Here is a 16,765-nt window from a genome sequence, read left to right on the forward strand (position 1 = left end):
ACAAAGCACACTTTCGAAGCCGGGTTAATTCCCCATCGGGCCGATCGGCAGCTCCTGCGGTCCGGAGGGCGGGATGCCGACCGGCTCAGACGGATTGGGAGCTTCGCTTGGAACGTCCGGCGGAACGCCGACCGGTTCTCCCGGGCTCGGAATTCCCGGCGGGCCGGGGTCCGGATGAACCGGCTGCGGCGCCGGGTTCGGCACGCCAGGCTGCGATGGCGGATTGGGAACGTCCGGTTGCGGCGTCGGATTCGGAGACGGTGTATCGGACATGGGCCGGAATTCCTCTCGGCGATGGCATTGACTAAGCTGCGAACGGGAGATGAACCGGGTTTGTTCCCGCTTTCCCTGGCGGATGGCTTGGAGAAGCATTTTCCCTATAGCCGCTTGCGCTAGGGTCGCTATATCAAGGGCGCACATCGAACGCAGTGACGCGGATGAACTCCAAATGGTCGGTTCGCCACGCGTCCGCAGTTTCGGGGATGAGGGCGAGACAAGCCTTGATGGAAAGCGAGCGTCAGCCGATGGACCACCTGTCTTCAATGAATAGTGCCCGTCTTCTGCCGGAGGACGGTTATCGGGGCACGCTCGTCGGACGCGTCTGGCGCCCGGGTATCGGGCCATCCGTCGTGGCGGTCAGAGAGGACGGTCTGTTCGACATCTCCGCAGCCTGCTCGACGGTGAGCGGACTTGCCGCGATGGCCGATCCGGCGCGCGTCGTGAAGACGGCGCAAGGAGAGCGGATCGGCTCGCTGGAGGAGATTGCCGCGAACACGCCGTCCGACAGCCGCGACTCGTCGAAGTCCTGGCTTCTGGCGCCCATCGACCTTCAGGTCGTCAAGGCGGCCGGCGTCACCTTTGCGGTATCCATGCTCGAGCGCGTCATCGAGGAGCGCGCGCGGGGCGACGCCAGCGCGGCCGCCGCCATCCGTGCCGAGGTTCTGCGGCTGGTGGGCGACGATCTGGGCCGGCTGAAGCCCGGATCGCCCGAAGCGATGGCCCTGAAGGAGGTTCTCGTCTCGCAGGGAGCGTGGAGCCAGTATCTCGAGGTGGGAATCGGGCCCGATGCCGAGGTCTTCACCAAGGCTCCGACCCTGTCCTCCGTCGGAGCGTTCATGGATGCGGGCCTTCATCCCAAATCCACCTGGAACAATCCCGAGCCGGAAGTCGTGGTGATCGTCACCGCTCAAGGAAAGATCGTCGGCGCCACGCTCGGCAACGATGTCAACCTGCGCGATTTCGAGGGGCGTTCAGCACTCCTGCTTTCGAAGGCGAAGGACAACAATGCATCCTGCTCGGTCGGCCCGTTCGTCCGGTTCTTCGATGAAACATTCTCTCTCGACGACGTCCGCAAGACCAATGTGACGCTGACGGTGGAAGGCGAGGACGGGTTCAAGCTCGAAGGCTCCTCGTCGATCACCAAGATCAGCCGCGATCCCGAGGATCTGGTGGCACAGACCGTCGGTCCTCACCATCAGTATCCCGATGGATTCGCGCTGTTCCTCGGAACGATGTTCGCGCCGACGCAGGACCGGGGCGAGGCCGGCATGGGCTTCACGCATAAGCGCGGCGACATCGTCACTATCGCTGCTCCCAAGCTCGGTTCGCTGGTGAACCGCATGAAGTCGAGCGCCGAATGTGAGCCTTGGACCTTCGGCATCAGCGCTCTCATGTCCAACCTGGCCCGACGGGGCCTTATCAACACCACACAGGCAGGTTAACGATGACGAAGAATTATATTGCGGGTGAGTGGCTCTCCGCGACGGAAGCATCGGCGAACGTCAATCCGTCCAACACCAACGACGTTGTCGGCGAGTATGCCCGCGCTTCGGCTGCCGAGGCCGAGCGCGCGATTGCCGCCGCCTACGATGCCTTCCCGGCCTGGTCGCGTTCCTCGATCCAGCAGCGCCACGACATCCTGAAAGCCGTCGGAGACGAGATCCTCGCCCGCAAGGAAGAGCTCGGCCGCCTGCTGTCGCGCGAGGAAGGCAAGACCCTGCCCGAGGGCATCGGCGAGGTCACCCGCGCCGGCCAGATCTTCCTGTTCTTCTCCGGCGAATGCCTGCGCATGGCCGGCGAGAAGGTGCCCTCCGTACGGCCCTTCATCGACGTGGAGATCACCCGCGAGCCGGTGGGCGTCGTCGGCCTGATCACGCCGTGGAACTTCCCGATCGCCATTCCGGCCTGGAAGATCGCGCCGGCGCTCGCCTACGGCAACACAGTGGTGTTCAAGCCGGCCGATCTGGTGCCGGGCTCGGCCCATGCGCTGTCCGAGATCATCATCCGCGCAGGCGTGCCGGCGGGTGTGTTCAACCTCGTCATGGGCCGTGGTTCCGTGGTCGGCGAGGCGATGCTGAAGAGCCCGAAGGTGTCCGCCATCTCCTTCACCGGCTCAGTACCGACGGGGCGCAAGGTCGCCCAGACCTGCATCACCTCCGATCCGATGAAGAAGGTCCAGCTCGAGATGGGCGGCAAGAACCCGATGGTGGTTCTCGACGACGCCGACCTGAAGGTGGCGGTGGAATGCGCCGTCAACAGCGCCTTCTTCTCGACCGGGCAGCGCTGCACGGCCTCCTCGCGCCTGATCGTGACCGAGGGCATCCACGACAAGTTCGTGGCCGCGATGCAGGAGCGGATGCAAGGCCTGGTCATCGACGATGCCTTGAAGGCCGGCACGCATATCGGGCCTGTCGTCGACCAGAGCCAGCTCGACCAGGACCTGAAGTACATCCAGATCGGTCAGGAGGAGGGCGCCAAGCTCGTCGCCGGCGGCGAGTTGCTGAAGCGCGAAGCGCCCGGCTTCTATCTGGCTCCGGCCCTGTTCACCGAGGTGAGCAACGAGATGCGCGTGGCCCGCGAGGAGATTTTTGGGCCGGTGGCGACCGTGACCCGCGCCAAGGATTATGACGAGGCGCTGGAGCTTGCCAACGACACGCAATTCGGCCTGTCCTCGGGCATCTGCACCACGAGCCTGAAATACGCCTCGCATTTCAAGCGCAATGCGGAGGCCGGCATGGTGATGGTGAACCTGCCCACCGCAGGCGTGGATTATCACGTGCCGTTCGGCGGCCGGAAGGGCTCGAGCTACGGTCCGCGCGAGCAGGGCCGCTACGCGCAGGAATTCTACACCATTGTGAAGACCGCCTACACCTTCGACGGCAACGGGCCCTACGTGCCGAAGACCAAGGGAAGCGAATAACTCGGGAAGCGCGTTACGCGCTTCAACCGGCTGGTCTGTTCGACCCGGCGTTTCTCATCCGAAATGTCGGGTCGTTAACTTATGTGATAGCCTCATATGCGGGAAACACGATCCTGCCATACGGAATCGGTTTTTGCCGTCGGATTTCGAGCGGCGGCCACATGCTTCGGAGGGCCGTTAACTTTATCGACAAAACTCTGGCGGCTTTTGGCCCAATCCATTGAACTTTGCCATGGGAACGCCATCATAGGCTTCCAAAGAACTGTGCTAACAGGCTCAAACACTTGCACTGCAAACGTTGTTGCGTGTCGAATTGAGGCACATTGCCTCGATCATATAAACTGCAACTCCGTTCTATTGAGCAGGGCTGCTGCAAGTTCTACGAGCTGGTATGTGGCGCTCCGTTAATAGTAGAGAAACTTAATATGGTTACTTCCAGGCGTTATCTTATTGCTTCTTCGCTTGCGCGGTTGGTCCGCAAAGAGAGGGGAGGCAATCGTGTCACGGAAGGCCACTTCCCCAACCAGGCGGACCGCAGCTCCTTCGTGGTAGTCGAGGGCGACAAGGGCAGCCTCGTGCTGCTCCATTCCGGCCCCAACGGGCCGATCGAGGAGCGCACCGAGGTGCCGCGGGCGCACGCCGAAGCGCTTCTCGATGTGACTCCGGGAAAGCTCGATTACCTGCTGACGCACCTGTCGGTCGGCACCCGCGACATCCAGATCCTCCGCTTCGTGACGCCTGGGCCTCTGGACCTGATCTCGGTCCCGTTCGAGAGCGACGAAGAGGCGAGGGATTTCCGCCCCCTTTCGTGGTTCGGCCAGGATGTGACGACGGAAGTCGTCTATCAGAACCGGTCCATCGCCCTTGAAGGGGCACCGCAGGCTCCCGACGTGCCCATGTCCAATGCGGCGCTCAACAGCCTGCTTGATACGCTCGAGAACCGCTATGCGGCTCCTCGCGGCTACGCTCCCTCCCGGACCGAAGCCGGAGCAGGGCAGCAGCGCAATCAGCCGCCCGCCGCCCCTGCTCCTCAGCCCCCCGCCGAGCGAGCAGCGCCTGCCCAGCGTGGCGTCCTGTCCCGGCCCGCCGCTCCGGTGGATGCCGATCTTGGCGACGATGATGCGAACGACGACAACGATCTGAACCTCAACATCGAGGACAACGTGATCCGCGAACTGGCGCGCTCGCTTCGGCCCCAGCGCCGCTGATCGTCCGCTTCCTGAAGGATTTCTACGAGCCTGCACCGCCCCGCGGTGCAGGCTTTTTTTAGCTCGGCAGCACGATGCAGCTGCCGCCGGCCGTGCGGATATTGCGGCATAGCTGCTCGGCCGCCTGCCGCGTCTCGGCCGGGGCGCGGACGCGATAAAAGGTGCGCGTGCCGCGATAGCGCAGCCGTGTGCCGATGATCATCGGCCTCATGTCCTTCAGGAGCGAGGCGTAGGTCTGGCTGGTGCGCCGGAAGGTCGCCAGGGCTCGTTCCTTCGAGAAATTGCCCGCCAGCTGCACGCCCCACGGGGCGAAGGGCGCCTCGATCGTCTCGTCGCCGCGTCCCGGAATGCGCAGGGCGGCAACGATCTGCCGGCAGGATTGCGGCTCGGCGGTGGGCGCCGCGTCATCGTCGGCGGCCTTCGGCTCCTTGATGTCTTCCGCCCATTCCTCGGCCGTCCGGCCGGTGACAATCAGAACGTAGCTCCTGGTCTCCGCGGGCAGGTCTCCGCGGCCCGCTAGCCACGAAGCGACGCGGGCGGGGCCGCCGTTATAGGCCGCGGCCGCAAGACCGAGATTGCCGAATTGCTCGTTGAGATGGGCGATGAATTCGGCGGCCTTTGGGATCGCCTGCTCCGGATCGAAAGGATCGGCGAGACCGCGCTCCCTGGCGGTGCCCGGCATGAACTGCGCAATGCCCTGAGCGCCCGCTCGGCTGACCACATGCGGGCGGAACGAACTCTCCTGCCAGATCAGCTTCGTGAGCAGGTCATGGGGGACCCGTTGTGCCTTTGCCGCTCCCTCGATCAGCCGGCACAGGGCCTGCTCCACCGTCTCGGTCGAAGGACCCGGTTGGGCCGAAGCTGCGCCGCAGCAGAGAACCAATCCGCAAAGCGTCAGCCGCAAGCGCATCAAAAACCTCGCCTCTCTCGATGCAGCAGCAGGGATGGATGCTACGCTCCATGCCAAGCTACAGATAGGCGATCATTCGCCCCGCCAAGAGCGCGACGATCCAGGCAATCAGCGAAACGAGCGCATAGGCACGGGCTTCCGGCGGCAGGGCTCCGGCCTTGAGCGCTGATCCGAAACGGGCGTGAAACAGGGCGACGTTGGTCAGCCCGAGGGCAATGAAGGCAAGCTTGAGATAAAAGGCCGAATTCACGCCGAGGGCGCGCGCCTCCACTGCCAGGAGGAGGAGCCCGGTCGGGATCTGCAAGGCCAGCCCGGTCGCTGCGAGCGGAATGGCATAGCGACCCACCTGCCACGCATGCTTTCCGCGTTCCGCCAGAACCTTCAGGTCGAACACGGCGATGCCGCCGACGACGAAGGCAGCTCCGAGGACATGCAGCAGGTTCGTAGCCATGTAGAGCCAAGCGGAATGGCGTCCCACATGGCCGAGCCAGGAGTTCTCCAGGGTTGCGAGCAGATCGAGATACATCGCGCGCTTAACGCAATTCGTAGGTCGTTCCGCCGACGATGATGCGCTCGGCCCGCATTTCCGTCGCCACGCGTGTCGAGGGATAGCCTTCGATGCGCACCAATGTGCCGGGCTTGATCATCTCGGGATTCAGGCCCCGCGCATTCATGCGGAACGGAGGGGCGAGGACCGCGTCCCAGCTCTTGCCCTGGTAGGGCACGACCAGCGTCACGTGGGGATTTTCCCAGTCGGCCCGCTCGACATTGCTGGCGATGGTGATGAGTTTCGCCGCGTCGTAGCTCCCCCAGCCGTGATGGGCGAAGGCGACGCCGCCCGTCAGGAGGGCCGCGGAAATGCATAACCCGAACAGAGGATGCTTCATGACGATGGACCCCTGTATCCGTCGAGCTGAACCGGTTTCCAGAGTTGGCCGCAGGGGAGGGCGGCGTCAAGGCGTTCGGGCCTCCGCCGCGGCTCGATCATCGGATCGTGATGGTCGACCGGCGATTCGCGCCCCTGCCGCGCCCCCGCTATGCTGCGCATCGCGAATCACCTTTTGTTCAGTGGCGGCAGCGATGGCTTCGATCTTGAAAGACCTGTGGAACCGGTTTGCCGGCGGAAGCGCTGCGGGCGAGCCTAACGAGCCCGCCGCCGAGGCTGTGGAGTACAAGGGCTTCCGTATCCGGCCAGAGCCCTATTCCGCCAGGGGCGGCTATCAGACCGCTGGAATCATCGAGAAGGACTTCGAGGCCGGAGTGAAGGAGCACCGTTTCGTGCGCGCCGAAACCCATCCCAGCAAGGACGAAGCGTTAGCCTTCTCCGTCACCAAGGCCAAGCAGATCATCGACGAGCAGGGGGATCGCCTCTTCCGCTGACGATCCGCTCATCGGGCGTCGCTCTCTATTCCCTTTCCAGGATTCTGCATCAGGTATCTCCCCTAACGCGACCTCCGCGGGCGCACGCGCATTCATGATCGCGCGCCGGAGGTTGGGCTCCGAACATCGGGCCATGGCCGATCACTCAAGGGAGATAACCGATGGGCAAGACCCCCAAGGCACCGTCCGGAACGTCCGACCGTGTTCTGACGAACAGGCAGGGGCATCCGGTCGCCAACAACCAATCGCAGCGCACAGTGGGCAGTCGCGGTCCGGCCACGCTGGAAAATTACCAGTTCCTGGAAAAGATCACCCATTTCGACCGTGAGCGCATCCCGGAGCGCGTGGTCCATGCCCGCGGCTTCGTCTGCTATGGCGAGCTCGAGGTCACCGGCAAGATCGGCGACGAGCCGGCCTCCACATACACCCGGGCCAAGCTGTTCCAGCAGGCCGGCAAGAAGACTCCTCTCGCCATTCGCTTCTCGACCGTGATCGGCGGTCGCGATTCCTCGGAGGTGGCGCGCGATCCGCGCGGCTTTGCGGTAAAATTCTACACCGAGGACGGCAACTGGGATCTGGTTGGCAACAACCTGGCAGTTTTCTTCATTCGCGATGCCATCAAGTTTCCGGATGTCATCCACTCGCTCAAGCCCGATCCGATCACCTTCCGCCAAGAGGCGAACCGCATCTTCGACTTCATGAGTCAGACGCCCGAATCCATGCACATGCTGACCCACTTGTTCAGCCCGCGCGGCATTCCGGCGAGCTACCGTCATATGGAGGGCTTCGGCGTCAACACCTACAAGATGGTCAATGCCAAGGGCGACACGGTTTTGGTCAAGTATCACTTCCACCCGCGCTGCGGCGTCGCCAGCCTGACGGCGGACGAGGCGGCCAAGGTGCAGGGCCAGGATCTCGGCTCCGCCTCGAAGGATCTCTACGAGGCGATCGAGCGCGGCGAATATCCCCAATGGGACTTGTACGTCCAGATCATGGAGGACCACGATCATCCCGAACTCGACTGGGATCCGCTGGACGACACCAAGGTCTGGCCGGAGAAGGACTTTCCGCTGCGGCATCTCGGCGTCATGACGCTCAACCGCAATGTCGAGGATCATTTCAACGAGAACGAGCAGATCGCCATGGGTACCGGCGTGCTGGTGGACGGTCTCGACTTCTCCGACGACAAGATGCTGGTGGGCCGCACCTTTTCCTATTCGGACACTCAGCGCTATCGCGTCGGCACGAATTATCTGCAGCTGCCGGTGAATCAGGCCAAGAACGCCAGGGTCTCGACCAACCTGAACGGCGGGCAGATGTCCTACCGGCGGGATCTGGCGCCGGGGCAGAACCCGCATGTGAACTTCGAGCCGTCGATCCATAACGGGCTGCATGAAACGCCCCGCGAGGAGCCGAACAATCCGCCCGAGGTCCGCGGGCGGCTCACCCGCAGCGTCATCGAGCGGCGCAACGATTACCTCCATCCCCGGGGCCGCTACAGCACCATGATGGAGTGGGAGCGCGACGACCTCGTCAACAACATGGGCACGCTGCTCGGCCAGTGCGAACGCGACGTGCAGGAGCGCATGGTGTGGCATTTCCTGATGGTGCACGACGATTACGGCACCCGCGTCGGCAAGTCGCTCGGCATCAAGCCCGACGATGTCCGCAGCCTGCCGCCGCTGCCGAAGCAGGTGCTGACCGACGAGGAGCAGCGCCGGCTGAAGAACCTCGGCAAGAACGGCGACAAGCTCGTCCCGGCCGCCTGGGGCCCATGGACGAGCTCCGTGAAGAACTACAAGGCTTCGGCCGAGGAGGTTCTTGGCGGCATGCGCGACGTTCCCGCGAACGGCGCCATGGGTCAGGCTGCCGAATAGGCGTTGCATCCTTCACGGGATGCGATGAATGGGACGGGCCGGGAAATCCTGGCCCGTTTCCGTTCATGAGGCTGCTGTGTGTCCGGGGCCCAGGCTGCCGCGGCTTTCCGCATAGGCTTTCGTGAATTCCGCGCCGAACAGCAGGATGAGGGATGAGTAGTAGATCCAGAGCAGGATGGTGATGATGGAGGCGGCCGCGCCGTAGCTCGACGCGACATTGCTCTTGCCGAGATAGTACCCGATCAGGAACTTGCCGAATGTGAACAGGAGAGCTGTCACCAGGGCTCCCATAAAGACGTCGTTCCAGGTGATGTCGACGGCCGGCAGGATCTTGAAGATCATCGCGAACAGAACCGCGGCCACGGCGAAGGACACGAGGTTGTTGAGGAAGCGCAGGATGATCGTTGCGCCGGAAAAATTCGCCTCGAGATAATGCCCCACAGCCGTCAGCCCCGTGTCGATGACGAGCGAGACCAGCAGCAGAAAACCGATCCCGAGCACCAGCGCGAAGCTGACGAGCCGCGTGCGGACGAAGGACATCACGCCGTAGCTTGCCGGCGGTTTCGCTTTCCAGATGATGTTCAGGTTGTCCTGCAGCTCCACCACGGCGCCGGTGACGAGCAGGAGAAAGGTCACGATTCCGATCGTGGTGCCGACGATCCCGGATCCGACATTGCTGGCGCTGGCGATCATGGTTTCGAGCGCGGTTGCCTCATTGGTGCCGATGAGGCCGCCGAGCTCGCCGACGATGGCACCCTGCGCCGCCTCGCGCCCGAAGGCCAGCCCTGCCACGGCGATGGCCGCCAGCAGCATAGGCGCGAGCGAAAATACCGCGAAGAAGGCGATGGAGGCACCCAGACTCATGGCACGGTCGTTCCACCAGCCTGCCAGTGCCACCTTCAGGAGCCGCCCGGTGTCGGAGAACATGCAAGAACCGATCCTGCCGGACCGATCGGTCCGGCGCTGCCAATGCTGCCTTGGCCGTTAACCGGAAGCGCTTCTCTCGGTTCCTGGCGGCTGCGTGTGCTCCCGATTTCCTGGTTTGGCAGGTAAGCACCTCGAGTGCCAAGGCGCTTCACAGCTGCCGTAACGGAACCCCCATGCTGCCCGGAAGCGGGAGGCATGGAGCGGTGCAGGAGGTTAGAGCCCGCGTCAGGCGGCGGCGTCCTGCTTCAGCGAGGCCATGTCGATGACGAAGCGGTACTTCACGTCGCTCTTGAGCATGCGCTCATAGGCTTCGTTGATCTTCTGGATCGGAATGATCTCGATCTCGGAAACGATCCCGTGCTGGGCGCAGAAATCGAGCATCTCCTGGGTTTCCGGGATGCCTCCGATCAAGGAGCCGGCAAGCTGGCGCCGCTTCATAATCAGGTTGAACACCGTGGTGGCCGGATGCGGCTCGGCGGGCGCGCCGACAAGCACCATGGCGCCGTCGCGGGCCAGGAGCACGAGATAGGCGTCGAGATCGTGCGGAGCGGCGACGGTGTCGAGGATGAAGTCGAAGCTGTTCACATGCGCCTTCATGGCGTCCGGGTCCCGCGAGACCACCACTTCGTGCGCGCCGAGCGCCAGCGCATCCTCCCGCTTGTTCGGCGAGGTGGTGAACAGCACCACATGCGCCCCCATGGCACTTGCCAGCTTGACCGCCATGTGGCCCAGGCCACCGAGCCCGACGACCCCGACCTTCTGCCCCTCCTTCACCCGCCAGCGGCGCAGGGGCGAGTAAGTGGTGATGCCGGCGCACAGGAGAGGTGCCGCCGCTGCGGGATCGAGCCCGTCCGGCAGCTTCAGGACGAAGCTCTCATCCACAACGATGGTGTTGGAATAGCCGCCATAGGTGTTCGCGCCGGTGCCCTGCTCCGGGCCGTTATAGGTGCCCGTGAAGCCGACCTCGCAGTATTGCTCCAGACCTTCCCGGCAGCTGCGGCAGGTGCGGCAGGAATCCACCATGCAGCCGACCCCGACGAGGTCGTCGGCTTTGTACCTTTGAACGCCTGAGCCGACGCGGGTGACGCGACCGACGATTTCGTGGCCGGGCAGGGAGGGATAGAGCGTCCCGCCCCATTCGCCGCGCACCGTGTGCAGGTCGGAATGGCACACACCGCAGTAGAGGATCTCGATCTGGACGTCGCGCTCGCCCGGATTCCGGCGCTCGAAGCTGAAAGGAGAAAGCGGAGTGGTCGCGTCTTGGGCAGCGTAGCCGAAAGCTTTGATCACGGGAATATTCTCCGAATTGTCGGCCGGCGGATGATGCAGTCACACGCCGCGGCGCGGCGGGTCTGTAGAGGTAAGCCGAACCACACGCCGCGGCGCGGCGGGTCTGTAGAGGTAAGCCGAACGCAACAAACGATAGGCTCGGTCGACCCATCGTCAACCGATGGCGAAGGGTTTGTTTGCAGGATCGCCGATCCGATTCAGCATCGGTTAAGGGCCCACGCGTTTCAATGCTTGGTAACGCGCCCGTGATGGAAGGCGTTCAAGTCGCTCGGATCGGTCGCGAAACCTTGCGAAGGCTGATGAAAAATGCGTCACAAGTTCGTGCAGGCGGCAATGCGGCACAGTGGATTTCCGGGATTGCCGGAAACTTTAACTTGCTGTCCTGCCCGCAATCCGCGAGTCTAGGTGTCGAGGGCGGGCAAATTTTCCAGTCGCGAGGCTCCCGATGCGAGCCCGACTGACGATTCTCCGCCGTGACGAAAGGAGTACGCCGCATCATTTGACCGCATAGCGGCATCGTATGGTCTGGGCAACCTTAGCGGTGCTACAATAGTTGTCTCTGAGAGGGATTGGATTTCGGTGGCGCCATGCTTCATTCCGACGACCTGTTCTCGAGTTTCTTGAAGACCTATGAAACCCGCCGCGAGGCGGAGATGTCCCTGGCGGATTACCTGGAAGGGTGCCGCAACGATCCCATGATGTACGCGAGCGCTCCAGAGCGCATCCTGGCGGCGATAGGCGAGCCGCAGCTTGTCGATACCTCGAAGGACGCAAGGTTCGGCCGCATCTTCATGAACCGGACGATCCGGGTCTACCCGGCCTTTTCCGAATTCTACGGCATGGAAGAGACGATCGAGATGATCGTGAGCTTCTTCCGCCACGCCGCGCAGGGCTTGGAAGAGCGCAAGCAGATCCTGTATCTGCTCGGGCCCGTGGGCGGCGGCAAATCCTCCCTGGCCGAGCGGCTGAAGCTGCTGATGGAGGTCAATCCCATCTACGTCCTGAAGGCGGGCGACGAGATCAGCCCGGTCTTCGAGAGTCCGCTCGGATTGTTCGATTCCGAGCAGATGGGAGACATGCTCGAGGAGCGCTACGGCATTCCCCGGCGCCGGCTGACGAACCTCCTGAGCCCATGGGCGATTAAGCGCCTCGACGAGTTCAGGGGCGACATCTCGAAGTTCCGGGTGGTCAAGATCAATCCGTCACGGCTCCGTCAGATCGGTGTCGCCAAGACGGAACCGGGCGACGAGAACAACCAGGATATCTCGTCCCTCGTCGGCAAGGTCGATATCCGCAAGCTGGAGACCCTGTCCCAGGCCGATCCCGACGCCTACAGCTATTCCGGCGGCCTCAACCGCGCCAATCAGGGCATTCTCGAATTCGTCGAGATGTTCAAGGCGCCGATCAAGATGCTGCATCCCCTGCTGACCGCGACGCAGGAGGGCAATTATGTCGGGACGGAGAATATCGGCTCCATTCCATTTAGCGGCATTATCCTGGCCCATTCCAACGAGGCGGAATGGCAGACCTTCCGGGCGAACAAGAACAACGAGGCCTTCATCGATCGCATTTATGTGATCAAGGTGCCGTACTGTCTGCGCGTCACGGAGGAGCAGAAGATCTACGAGAAACTGATCCGCAGCTCTGAATTGGCAGGTGCGCCCTGCGCTCCGGCCACGCTGGAAATGCTCGCCCGGTTCTCGGTTCTCTCGCGGCTGCGGGCGCACGAGAATTCGAACTTCTATTCCAAGATGCGCGTCTATGACGGCGAGAGCCTGCGCGAGGTCGATCCCCGTGCGCGCAGTCTGCAGGAATACAAGGATTCCGCCGGCGTCGACGAGGGCATGGACGGAATCTCGACCCGCTTCGCCTTCAAGGTCCTGTCTGCGACATTCAACCACGACACCATCGAGGTGGCGGCCGATCCGGTCCATCTCATGTACGTGCTGGAGCAGTCCTTAAGGCGCGAGCAGCTGCCGCAGGACGTGGAGCGGCGCTATCTCGAGTTTATCAAGGCGGAGCTTGCGCCCCGCTATGCGGACTTCATCGGCCACGAGATCCAGAAGGCCTATCTCGAATCCTACCACGATTACGGCCAGAACCTCTTCGACCGCTACGTGGCCTATGCCGATGCCTGGATCGAGGATCAGGACTTCAAGGATCCGGATACCGGCCAGCTTCTCAACCGGGAGCTTCTGAACCAGGAGCTGACCAAGATCGAGAAGCCGGCTGGCATCGCCAACCCGAAGGATTTCCGCAACGAGGTGGTCAAGTTCTCGCTTCGCGCACGGGCCGGCAACCATGGCCGCAACCCGTCCTGGACGAGCTATGAGAAGATCCGCGACGTGATTGAGCGCCGGATGTTCTCGCAGGTGGAAGAGCTCCTGCCTGTGATCAGCTTCGGCTCCAAGAAGGACAGCGACTCGGAGAAGAAGCACGGCGAGTTCGTGCGGCGGATGATGGAGCGTGGCTACACCGAGCGCCAGGTGCGGCGTCTCGTCGAGTGGTACATGCGCGTGAAGCAGGCGGGCTGACAGAAGACGGAGGCAGATCAGGCGTTCCTATGTACATTATCGACCGGCGCCTTAACCCAGGGGGCAAGAGTCTGGCCAATCGCCAACGCTTTCTGCGCCGGGCGAAAGCGCAGATTCAGCGGGCCGTACGCCAGACCGCGGGTGATCGGGACATCACCGATCTCGAAAGGGGAGGAGAGGTCTCGATCCCGGCCGACGGTGTCCGTGAACCCGGCTTCCGACGGTCCGGCGAAGGCGGCGTGCACGACCACATCCTGCCCGGCAACAAGCGTTTCGTGGAAGGCGACACCGTCGACAGGCCGCCCGGCGGAGGCGGTAGCGCAGCCGGTGGCGACAACGGGGAGGGCGAGGACGATTTCCGCTTCGTGCTGACCCGCGACGAGTTTCTCGATCTCTTTCTCGACGACCTGGAGCTTCCCGACCTCGCCAAGCGGCGCGTCGCGACGGTGGAGACGCAAGGTTTGCGACGGGCGGGCTACACGGTCACCGGCTCGCCGGTCAATCTCGCCCTGCTCCGCTCCATGAGAAATGCGCTCTCCAGACGCATCGCCATGCGGCGGCCGAAGACGGAGGATCTGATCCGTCTTCGGGAAGAGATCGCGCATCTCGAAGAGCAGGAAGGGCCGTCCGACCGCCTGACCGCGCTGCAGCTGGAACTGGAACAGCTGCAGCAACGCACCAAGCGCTTCCCTTACATCGATCCCATCGACCTGCGCTACCGCCGCTTCGAGCCTGTCTCGCGGCCGGTCGCACAGGCGGTCATGTTCTGCCTGATGGATGTTTCAGGCTCCATGACCGAGCACATGAAGGACCTCGCCAAGCGCTTCTACATGCTGCTCTACATCTTCCTGACGCGGCGCTACAAGCACGTGGAGATCGTCTTCATCCGCCACACCCACGAGGCCAAGGAAGTGGACGAAGAGACCTTCTTCAACAGCCCCGAGACCGGCGGAACAGTCGTGTCGTCGGCGCTGCGCGAGATGCAGCGGATCGTGGAGGAGCGCTATTCGCCGGATGCGTGGAACATCTATGCGGCCCAGGCCTCCGACGGCGACAATTCCCCGAACGACGGCACCACCAGCGCCGCGCTCCTGCGCGACGAGATTTTGCCGGTATGCCAATACTACGCCTATCTCGAGGTCGGCAGCGACAGCGACCGGATGCAGACGGGCTTCATCAATCACAAGACGTCGCTCTGGCAGACCTATGAATCGCTGCAGGAGCAGGGCGCCAACCTCGCCATGCGCAAGGTGAATCACCGCCGCGAGATCTACCCCGTCTTCCGCGAGCTCTTCCGCCGGCGCGACGCGGAGGCAGGAGCGAGAGTACCATGAGCGTGATCGAGCACGAGGGCCTGCTCTACCAGGGAGCCGATTGGGATTTCGGCACGATCCAGCGCATCCATGATGCAGTCGAGGCGATCGGCGTGGGCGAGCTCGGGCTCGATGTCTATCCCAACCAGATCGAGGTGATCACCGCCGAGCAGATGCTCGATGCCTATGCCTCCATCGGCATGCCCCTGTTCTACAAGCACTGGTCCTTCGGCAAGCGCTTCGCGCTTCACGAGTCGAGCTATCGGCAGGGCCTCATGGGCTTGGCCTACGAGATCGTCATCAACTCGAATCCATGCATCTCCTACATCATGGAGGAGAACTCGGCGACGATGCAGACGCTCGTGATCGCCCATGCGGCTTTCGGGCATAATCACTTCTTCAAGAACAACTACCTGTTCAAGGAATGGACGGACGCGGACGGGATCCTGGATTATCTCGAATTCGCGAAGGGCTACATCACGCGCTGCGAGGAGCGCTACGGTCACGCGGCCGTCGAGCGCGTGCTCGATGCGGCGCATGCCCTGATGTCCCACGGCGTCCACCGTTATCCGCGCAAGAAGCGGCCCGACCTGCGCTCGGAGGAGCGGCGGGAGCAGGAGCGCCATCGCCACCAGGAGCAGACCTTCAACGACCTGTGGCGCACAGTGCCGACCAAGGGAGCCGCGGCCAAGCCGCAGCTGAGCGAGGAGCGCCGCCGGGCCCTACTCGAACTGCCGCAGGAGAACATCCTCTATTTCCTCGAGAAGTCGGCGCCGCGCCTGCAGCCCTGGCAGCGCGAGATCCTGCGCATCGTGCGCCAGATTGCGCAATACTTCTATCCGCAGCGCCAGACCAAGGTGATGAACGAAGGCTGCGCCACCTATTGCCATTACCGCATCATGACCAGGCTGCACGACCGTGGTCAGATCAGCGACGGCGCCTTCCTCGAATTCCTGCAATCGCACACCAACGTGACACGGCAGCCGGAATTCGACGATCCGCATTACAGCGGCATCAATCCTTACGCACTCGGTTTCGGCATGATGCAGGACATCGAGCGCATCTGCACCCAGCCGACGGCGGAGGACCGCGGCTGGTTCCCCGACATCGCCGGCAGCGGCGACACCATGGCGGTTTTGCGCGACGTTTGGGCGAATTACCGCGACGAAAGCTTCATCTCGCAGTTCTTGAGTCCGCACCTGATCCGGCAATGGCGCATGTTCCACCTCGTCGACGATCCGGACCAGCCGGAACTCCTGATCGAGGCCATTCATGACGAGCGCGGCTATCGCCGCCTGCGGCGCTCCCTGTCGCGGCATTACGATGTCGGCTGGAGCGACCCGGACATCCAGGTGATCGATGTGGATCTCGCCGGGGACAGGCGACTGATCCTTCACCATCACGTGCTCAACAGGACGCTGCTGCACAAGGACGATGCGCAGCGGGTACTTCAGATGGTGGCCAATCTCTGGGGCTATGCGGTCGTGCTCAAGGAGGTGGAGCCGGCGACCGGCGCGATCTTCCAGGAACACGTGGCCCACCCGCATGAAACTCTCTTCTGACGGGCAACTTTGACGCAAAAAAGCCCGGGACTCGGGCGATGATAGGCTCCCCTGGGCTCGGCCCTGGATTTCAGGGTCGGCTCCCTTGCAGGAGAATACCTATGGAACACAAGCCTGTAGAGAAGCTGCGTAGCGTCGCTGAAGTGCATGAGTTCACGCAAGGTTTCCTGTCACGGCGCGAGCGCCTCGAGCGTTGGGCCGAAGTGTTGGAGCGCCAGCCGAAACGGCGCCTGAGGTCCCTGGGCGAGATCGAGTTCGTTCCCAAGAACAAGCGCCCGGAATTGCGGTCCGACGAATCCCCCATCACCGTCGCCTTCGAGGACCCCGTCCTGCGCGCAGCCGGCCTGAAAGGCGATACGCTCGGGGATGCCATGGAGTTCTTCGAATTGTCCGAGGGAGCCTCCCACCGGCTCCTGTGCTCCTGCATGAACGGGTGGAGCATGGAGGCGGGATCGACGGCGCGGAAGGTGCATCGCATCGCCAATCCCGATCATCGCCTCATGCTGTTCACGGCCGCCGGCCTCCTGACGGCCGTGCCGGCTGCGCTCTATCTGTTGAGTTGAAA

Annotated in this window: 15 protein-coding genes; 9 read left to right on the top strand and 6 right to left on the bottom strand. The window is 63.1% G+C overall.

The features are described 5' to 3' along the window. Positions 1 to 24: 24 nt before the first annotated feature. Positions 25 to 273 (bottom strand): hypothetical protein, encoded by a 249-nt coding sequence (locus BB934_RS47105; protein WP_157934184.1) that lies wholly within the window; start codon positions 271 to 273, stop codon positions 25 to 27. Positions 274 to 542: 269 nt separating this feature from the next. Between BB934_RS47105 and BB934_RS15365 the strand changes: the two genes are divergently transcribed. From BB934_RS15365 to BB934_RS15375, 3 genes are all read left to right on the top strand, one after another. Next, the gene (locus BB934_RS15365; protein WP_418294694.1) at positions 543 to 1,721 is read left to right on the top strand and encodes a fumarylacetoacetate hydrolase family protein; all 1,179 of its coding nucleotides are present in this window, start codon (positions 543 to 545) and stop codon (positions 1,719 to 1,721) included. Positions 1,722 to 1,723: 2 nt separating this feature from the next. After that, positions 1,724 to 3,199, top strand: a complete 1,476-nt coding sequence (locus tag BB934_RS15370; RefSeq protein ID WP_099510407.1) for an aldehyde dehydrogenase family protein — start codon at positions 1,724 to 1,726, stop codon at positions 3,197 to 3,199. 470 nt (positions 3,200 to 3,669) lie between these two features. Then, positions 3,670 to 4,407 carry a CYTH domain-containing protein gene (locus BB934_RS15375; protein ID WP_099510408.1) on the top strand — a complete coding sequence of 246 codons (738 nt, stop codon included), beginning with the start codon at positions 3,670 to 3,672 and terminating at the stop codon, positions 4,405 to 4,407. A gap of 58 nt (positions 4,408 to 4,465) precedes the next feature. Here the strand turns inward: BB934_RS15375 and BB934_RS15380 are convergent, their stop codons facing one another. Genes BB934_RS15380 through BB934_RS15390 form a run of 3 tightly spaced genes read right to left on the bottom strand, consistent with a single transcriptional unit; the run spans position 4,466 to position 6,204 of the window. Then, positions 4,466 to 5,317, bottom strand: coding sequence for a lytic transglycosylase domain-containing protein (locus BB934_RS15380; RefSeq protein WP_099510409.1), 852 nt, complete (start codon positions 5,315 to 5,317; stop codon positions 4,466 to 4,468). Positions 5,318 to 5,375: 58 nt separating this feature from the next. Further along, positions 5,376 to 5,843: a hypothetical protein gene (locus BB934_RS15385; protein WP_099510410.1), complete on the bottom strand. Its 468-nt coding sequence runs from the start codon at positions 5,841 to 5,843 to the stop codon at positions 5,376 to 5,378. A 7-nt stretch (positions 5,844 to 5,850) separates the two neighbouring features. Further along, a complete protein-coding gene (locus tag BB934_RS15390) occupies positions 5,851 to 6,204 on the bottom strand; it encodes a DUF6152 family protein (RefSeq protein ID WP_099510411.1) in 354 nt (117 codons plus the stop codon). Positions 6,205 to 6,397: 193 nt separating this feature from the next. On the opposite strand from BB934_RS15390, the gene BB934_RS15395 reads away from it, so the two are divergent. Both BB934_RS15395 and BB934_RS15400 read left to right on the top strand, forming a co-directional pair. After that, positions 6,398 to 6,697, top strand: coding sequence for an HlyU family transcriptional regulator (locus BB934_RS15395; protein WP_099510412.1), 300 nt, complete (start codon positions 6,398 to 6,400; stop codon positions 6,695 to 6,697). Positions 6,698 to 6,858: 161 nt separating this feature from the next. After that, positions 6,859 to 8,574: a catalase gene (locus BB934_RS15400; RefSeq protein ID WP_099510413.1), complete on the top strand. Its 1,716-nt coding sequence runs from the start codon at positions 6,859 to 6,861 to the stop codon at positions 8,572 to 8,574. Positions 8,575 to 8,637: 63 nt separating this feature from the next. Here BB934_RS15400 and BB934_RS15405 read toward each other — a convergent pair whose 3' ends face one another. Next, the gene (locus BB934_RS15405) at positions 8,638 to 9,501 is read right to left on the bottom strand and encodes a YihY/virulence factor BrkB family protein (protein WP_099510414.1); all 864 of its coding nucleotides are present in this window, start codon (positions 9,499 to 9,501) and stop codon (positions 8,638 to 8,640) included. Between the two features lie 225 nt (positions 9,502 to 9,726). Further along, complete coding sequence (locus BB934_RS15410; protein ID WP_099510415.1) at positions 9,727 to 10,791, bottom strand: NAD(P)-dependent alcohol dehydrogenase; 1,065 nt, start codon at positions 10,789 to 10,791, stop codon at positions 9,727 to 9,729. A 587-nt stretch (positions 10,792 to 11,378) separates the two neighbouring features. Between BB934_RS15410 and BB934_RS15415 the strand changes: the two genes are divergently transcribed. From BB934_RS15415 to BB934_RS15430, 4 genes are all read left to right on the top strand, one after another. Beyond that, positions 11,379 to 13,325, top strand: a complete 1,947-nt coding sequence (locus BB934_RS15415; RefSeq protein ID WP_099512899.1) for a PrkA family serine protein kinase — start codon at positions 11,379 to 11,381, stop codon at positions 13,323 to 13,325. A gap of 29 nt (positions 13,326 to 13,354) precedes the next feature. Continuing rightward, positions 13,355 to 14,659 carry a YeaH/YhbH family protein gene (locus BB934_RS15420; protein WP_099510416.1) on the top strand — a complete coding sequence of 435 codons (1,305 nt, stop codon included), beginning with the start codon at positions 13,355 to 13,357 and terminating at the stop codon, positions 14,657 to 14,659. Further along, positions 14,656 to 16,200: a SpoVR family protein gene (locus tag BB934_RS15425; protein WP_099510417.1), complete on the top strand. Its 1,545-nt coding sequence runs from the start codon at positions 14,656 to 14,658 to the stop codon at positions 16,198 to 16,200. The genes BB934_RS15420 and BB934_RS15425 overlap by 4 nt, the downstream gene beginning before the upstream one ends. 101 nt (positions 16,201 to 16,301) lie before the next feature. Then, positions 16,302 to 16,763 (top strand): hypothetical protein, encoded by a 462-nt coding sequence (locus tag BB934_RS15430; protein ID WP_099510418.1) that lies wholly within the window; start codon positions 16,302 to 16,304, stop codon positions 16,761 to 16,763. The last annotated feature ends 2 nt before the right edge of the window (positions 16,764 to 16,765 follow it).

Source organism: Microvirga ossetica, assembly GCF_002741015.1.
Taxonomy (GTDB): Bacteria; Pseudomonadota; Alphaproteobacteria; order Rhizobiales; family Beijerinckiaceae; genus Microvirga; species Microvirga ossetica.

Coding starts and splice junctions, on each gene's coding strand:
- BB934_RS47105 (WP_157934184.1), bottom strand. CDS start 273: ATGTCCGATACACCGTCTCCGAATCCGACGCCGCAACCGGACGTTCCC.
- BB934_RS15365 (WP_418294694.1), top strand. CDS start 543: ATGAATAGTGCCCGTCTTCTGCCGGAGGACGGTTATCGGGGCACGCTC.
- BB934_RS15370 (WP_099510407.1), top strand. CDS start 1,724: ATGACGAAGAATTATATTGCGGGTGAGTGGCTCTCCGCGACGGAAGCA.
- BB934_RS15380 (WP_099510409.1), bottom strand. CDS start 5,317: ATGCGCTTGCGGCTGACGCTTTGCGGATTGGTTCTCTGCTGCGGCGCA.
- BB934_RS15385 (WP_099510410.1), bottom strand. CDS start 5,843: ATGTATCTCGATCTGCTCGCAACCCTGGAGAACTCCTGGCTCGGCCAT.
- BB934_RS15390 (WP_099510411.1), bottom strand. CDS start 6,204: ATGAAGCATCCTCTGTTCGGGTTATGCATTTCCGCGGCCCTCCTGACG.
- BB934_RS15395 (WP_099510412.1), top strand. CDS start 6,398: ATGGCTTCGATCTTGAAAGACCTGTGGAACCGGTTTGCCGGCGGAAGC.
- BB934_RS15400 (WP_099510413.1), top strand. CDS start 6,859: ATGGGCAAGACCCCCAAGGCACCGTCCGGAACGTCCGACCGTGTTCTG.
- BB934_RS15405 (WP_099510414.1), bottom strand. CDS start 9,501: ATGTTCTCCGACACCGGGCGGCTCCTGAAGGTGGCACTGGCAGGCTGG.
- BB934_RS15415 (WP_099512899.1), top strand. CDS start 11,379: ATGCTTCATTCCGACGACCTGTTCTCGAGTTTCTTGAAGACCTATGAA.
- BB934_RS15420 (WP_099510416.1), top strand. CDS start 13,355: ATGTACATTATCGACCGGCGCCTTAACCCAGGGGGCAAGAGTCTGGCC.
- BB934_RS15425 (WP_099510417.1), top strand. CDS start 14,656: ATGAGCGTGATCGAGCACGAGGGCCTGCTCTACCAGGGAGCCGATTGG.
- BB934_RS15430 (WP_099510418.1), top strand. CDS start 16,302: ATGGAACACAAGCCTGTAGAGAAGCTGCGTAGCGTCGCTGAAGTGCAT.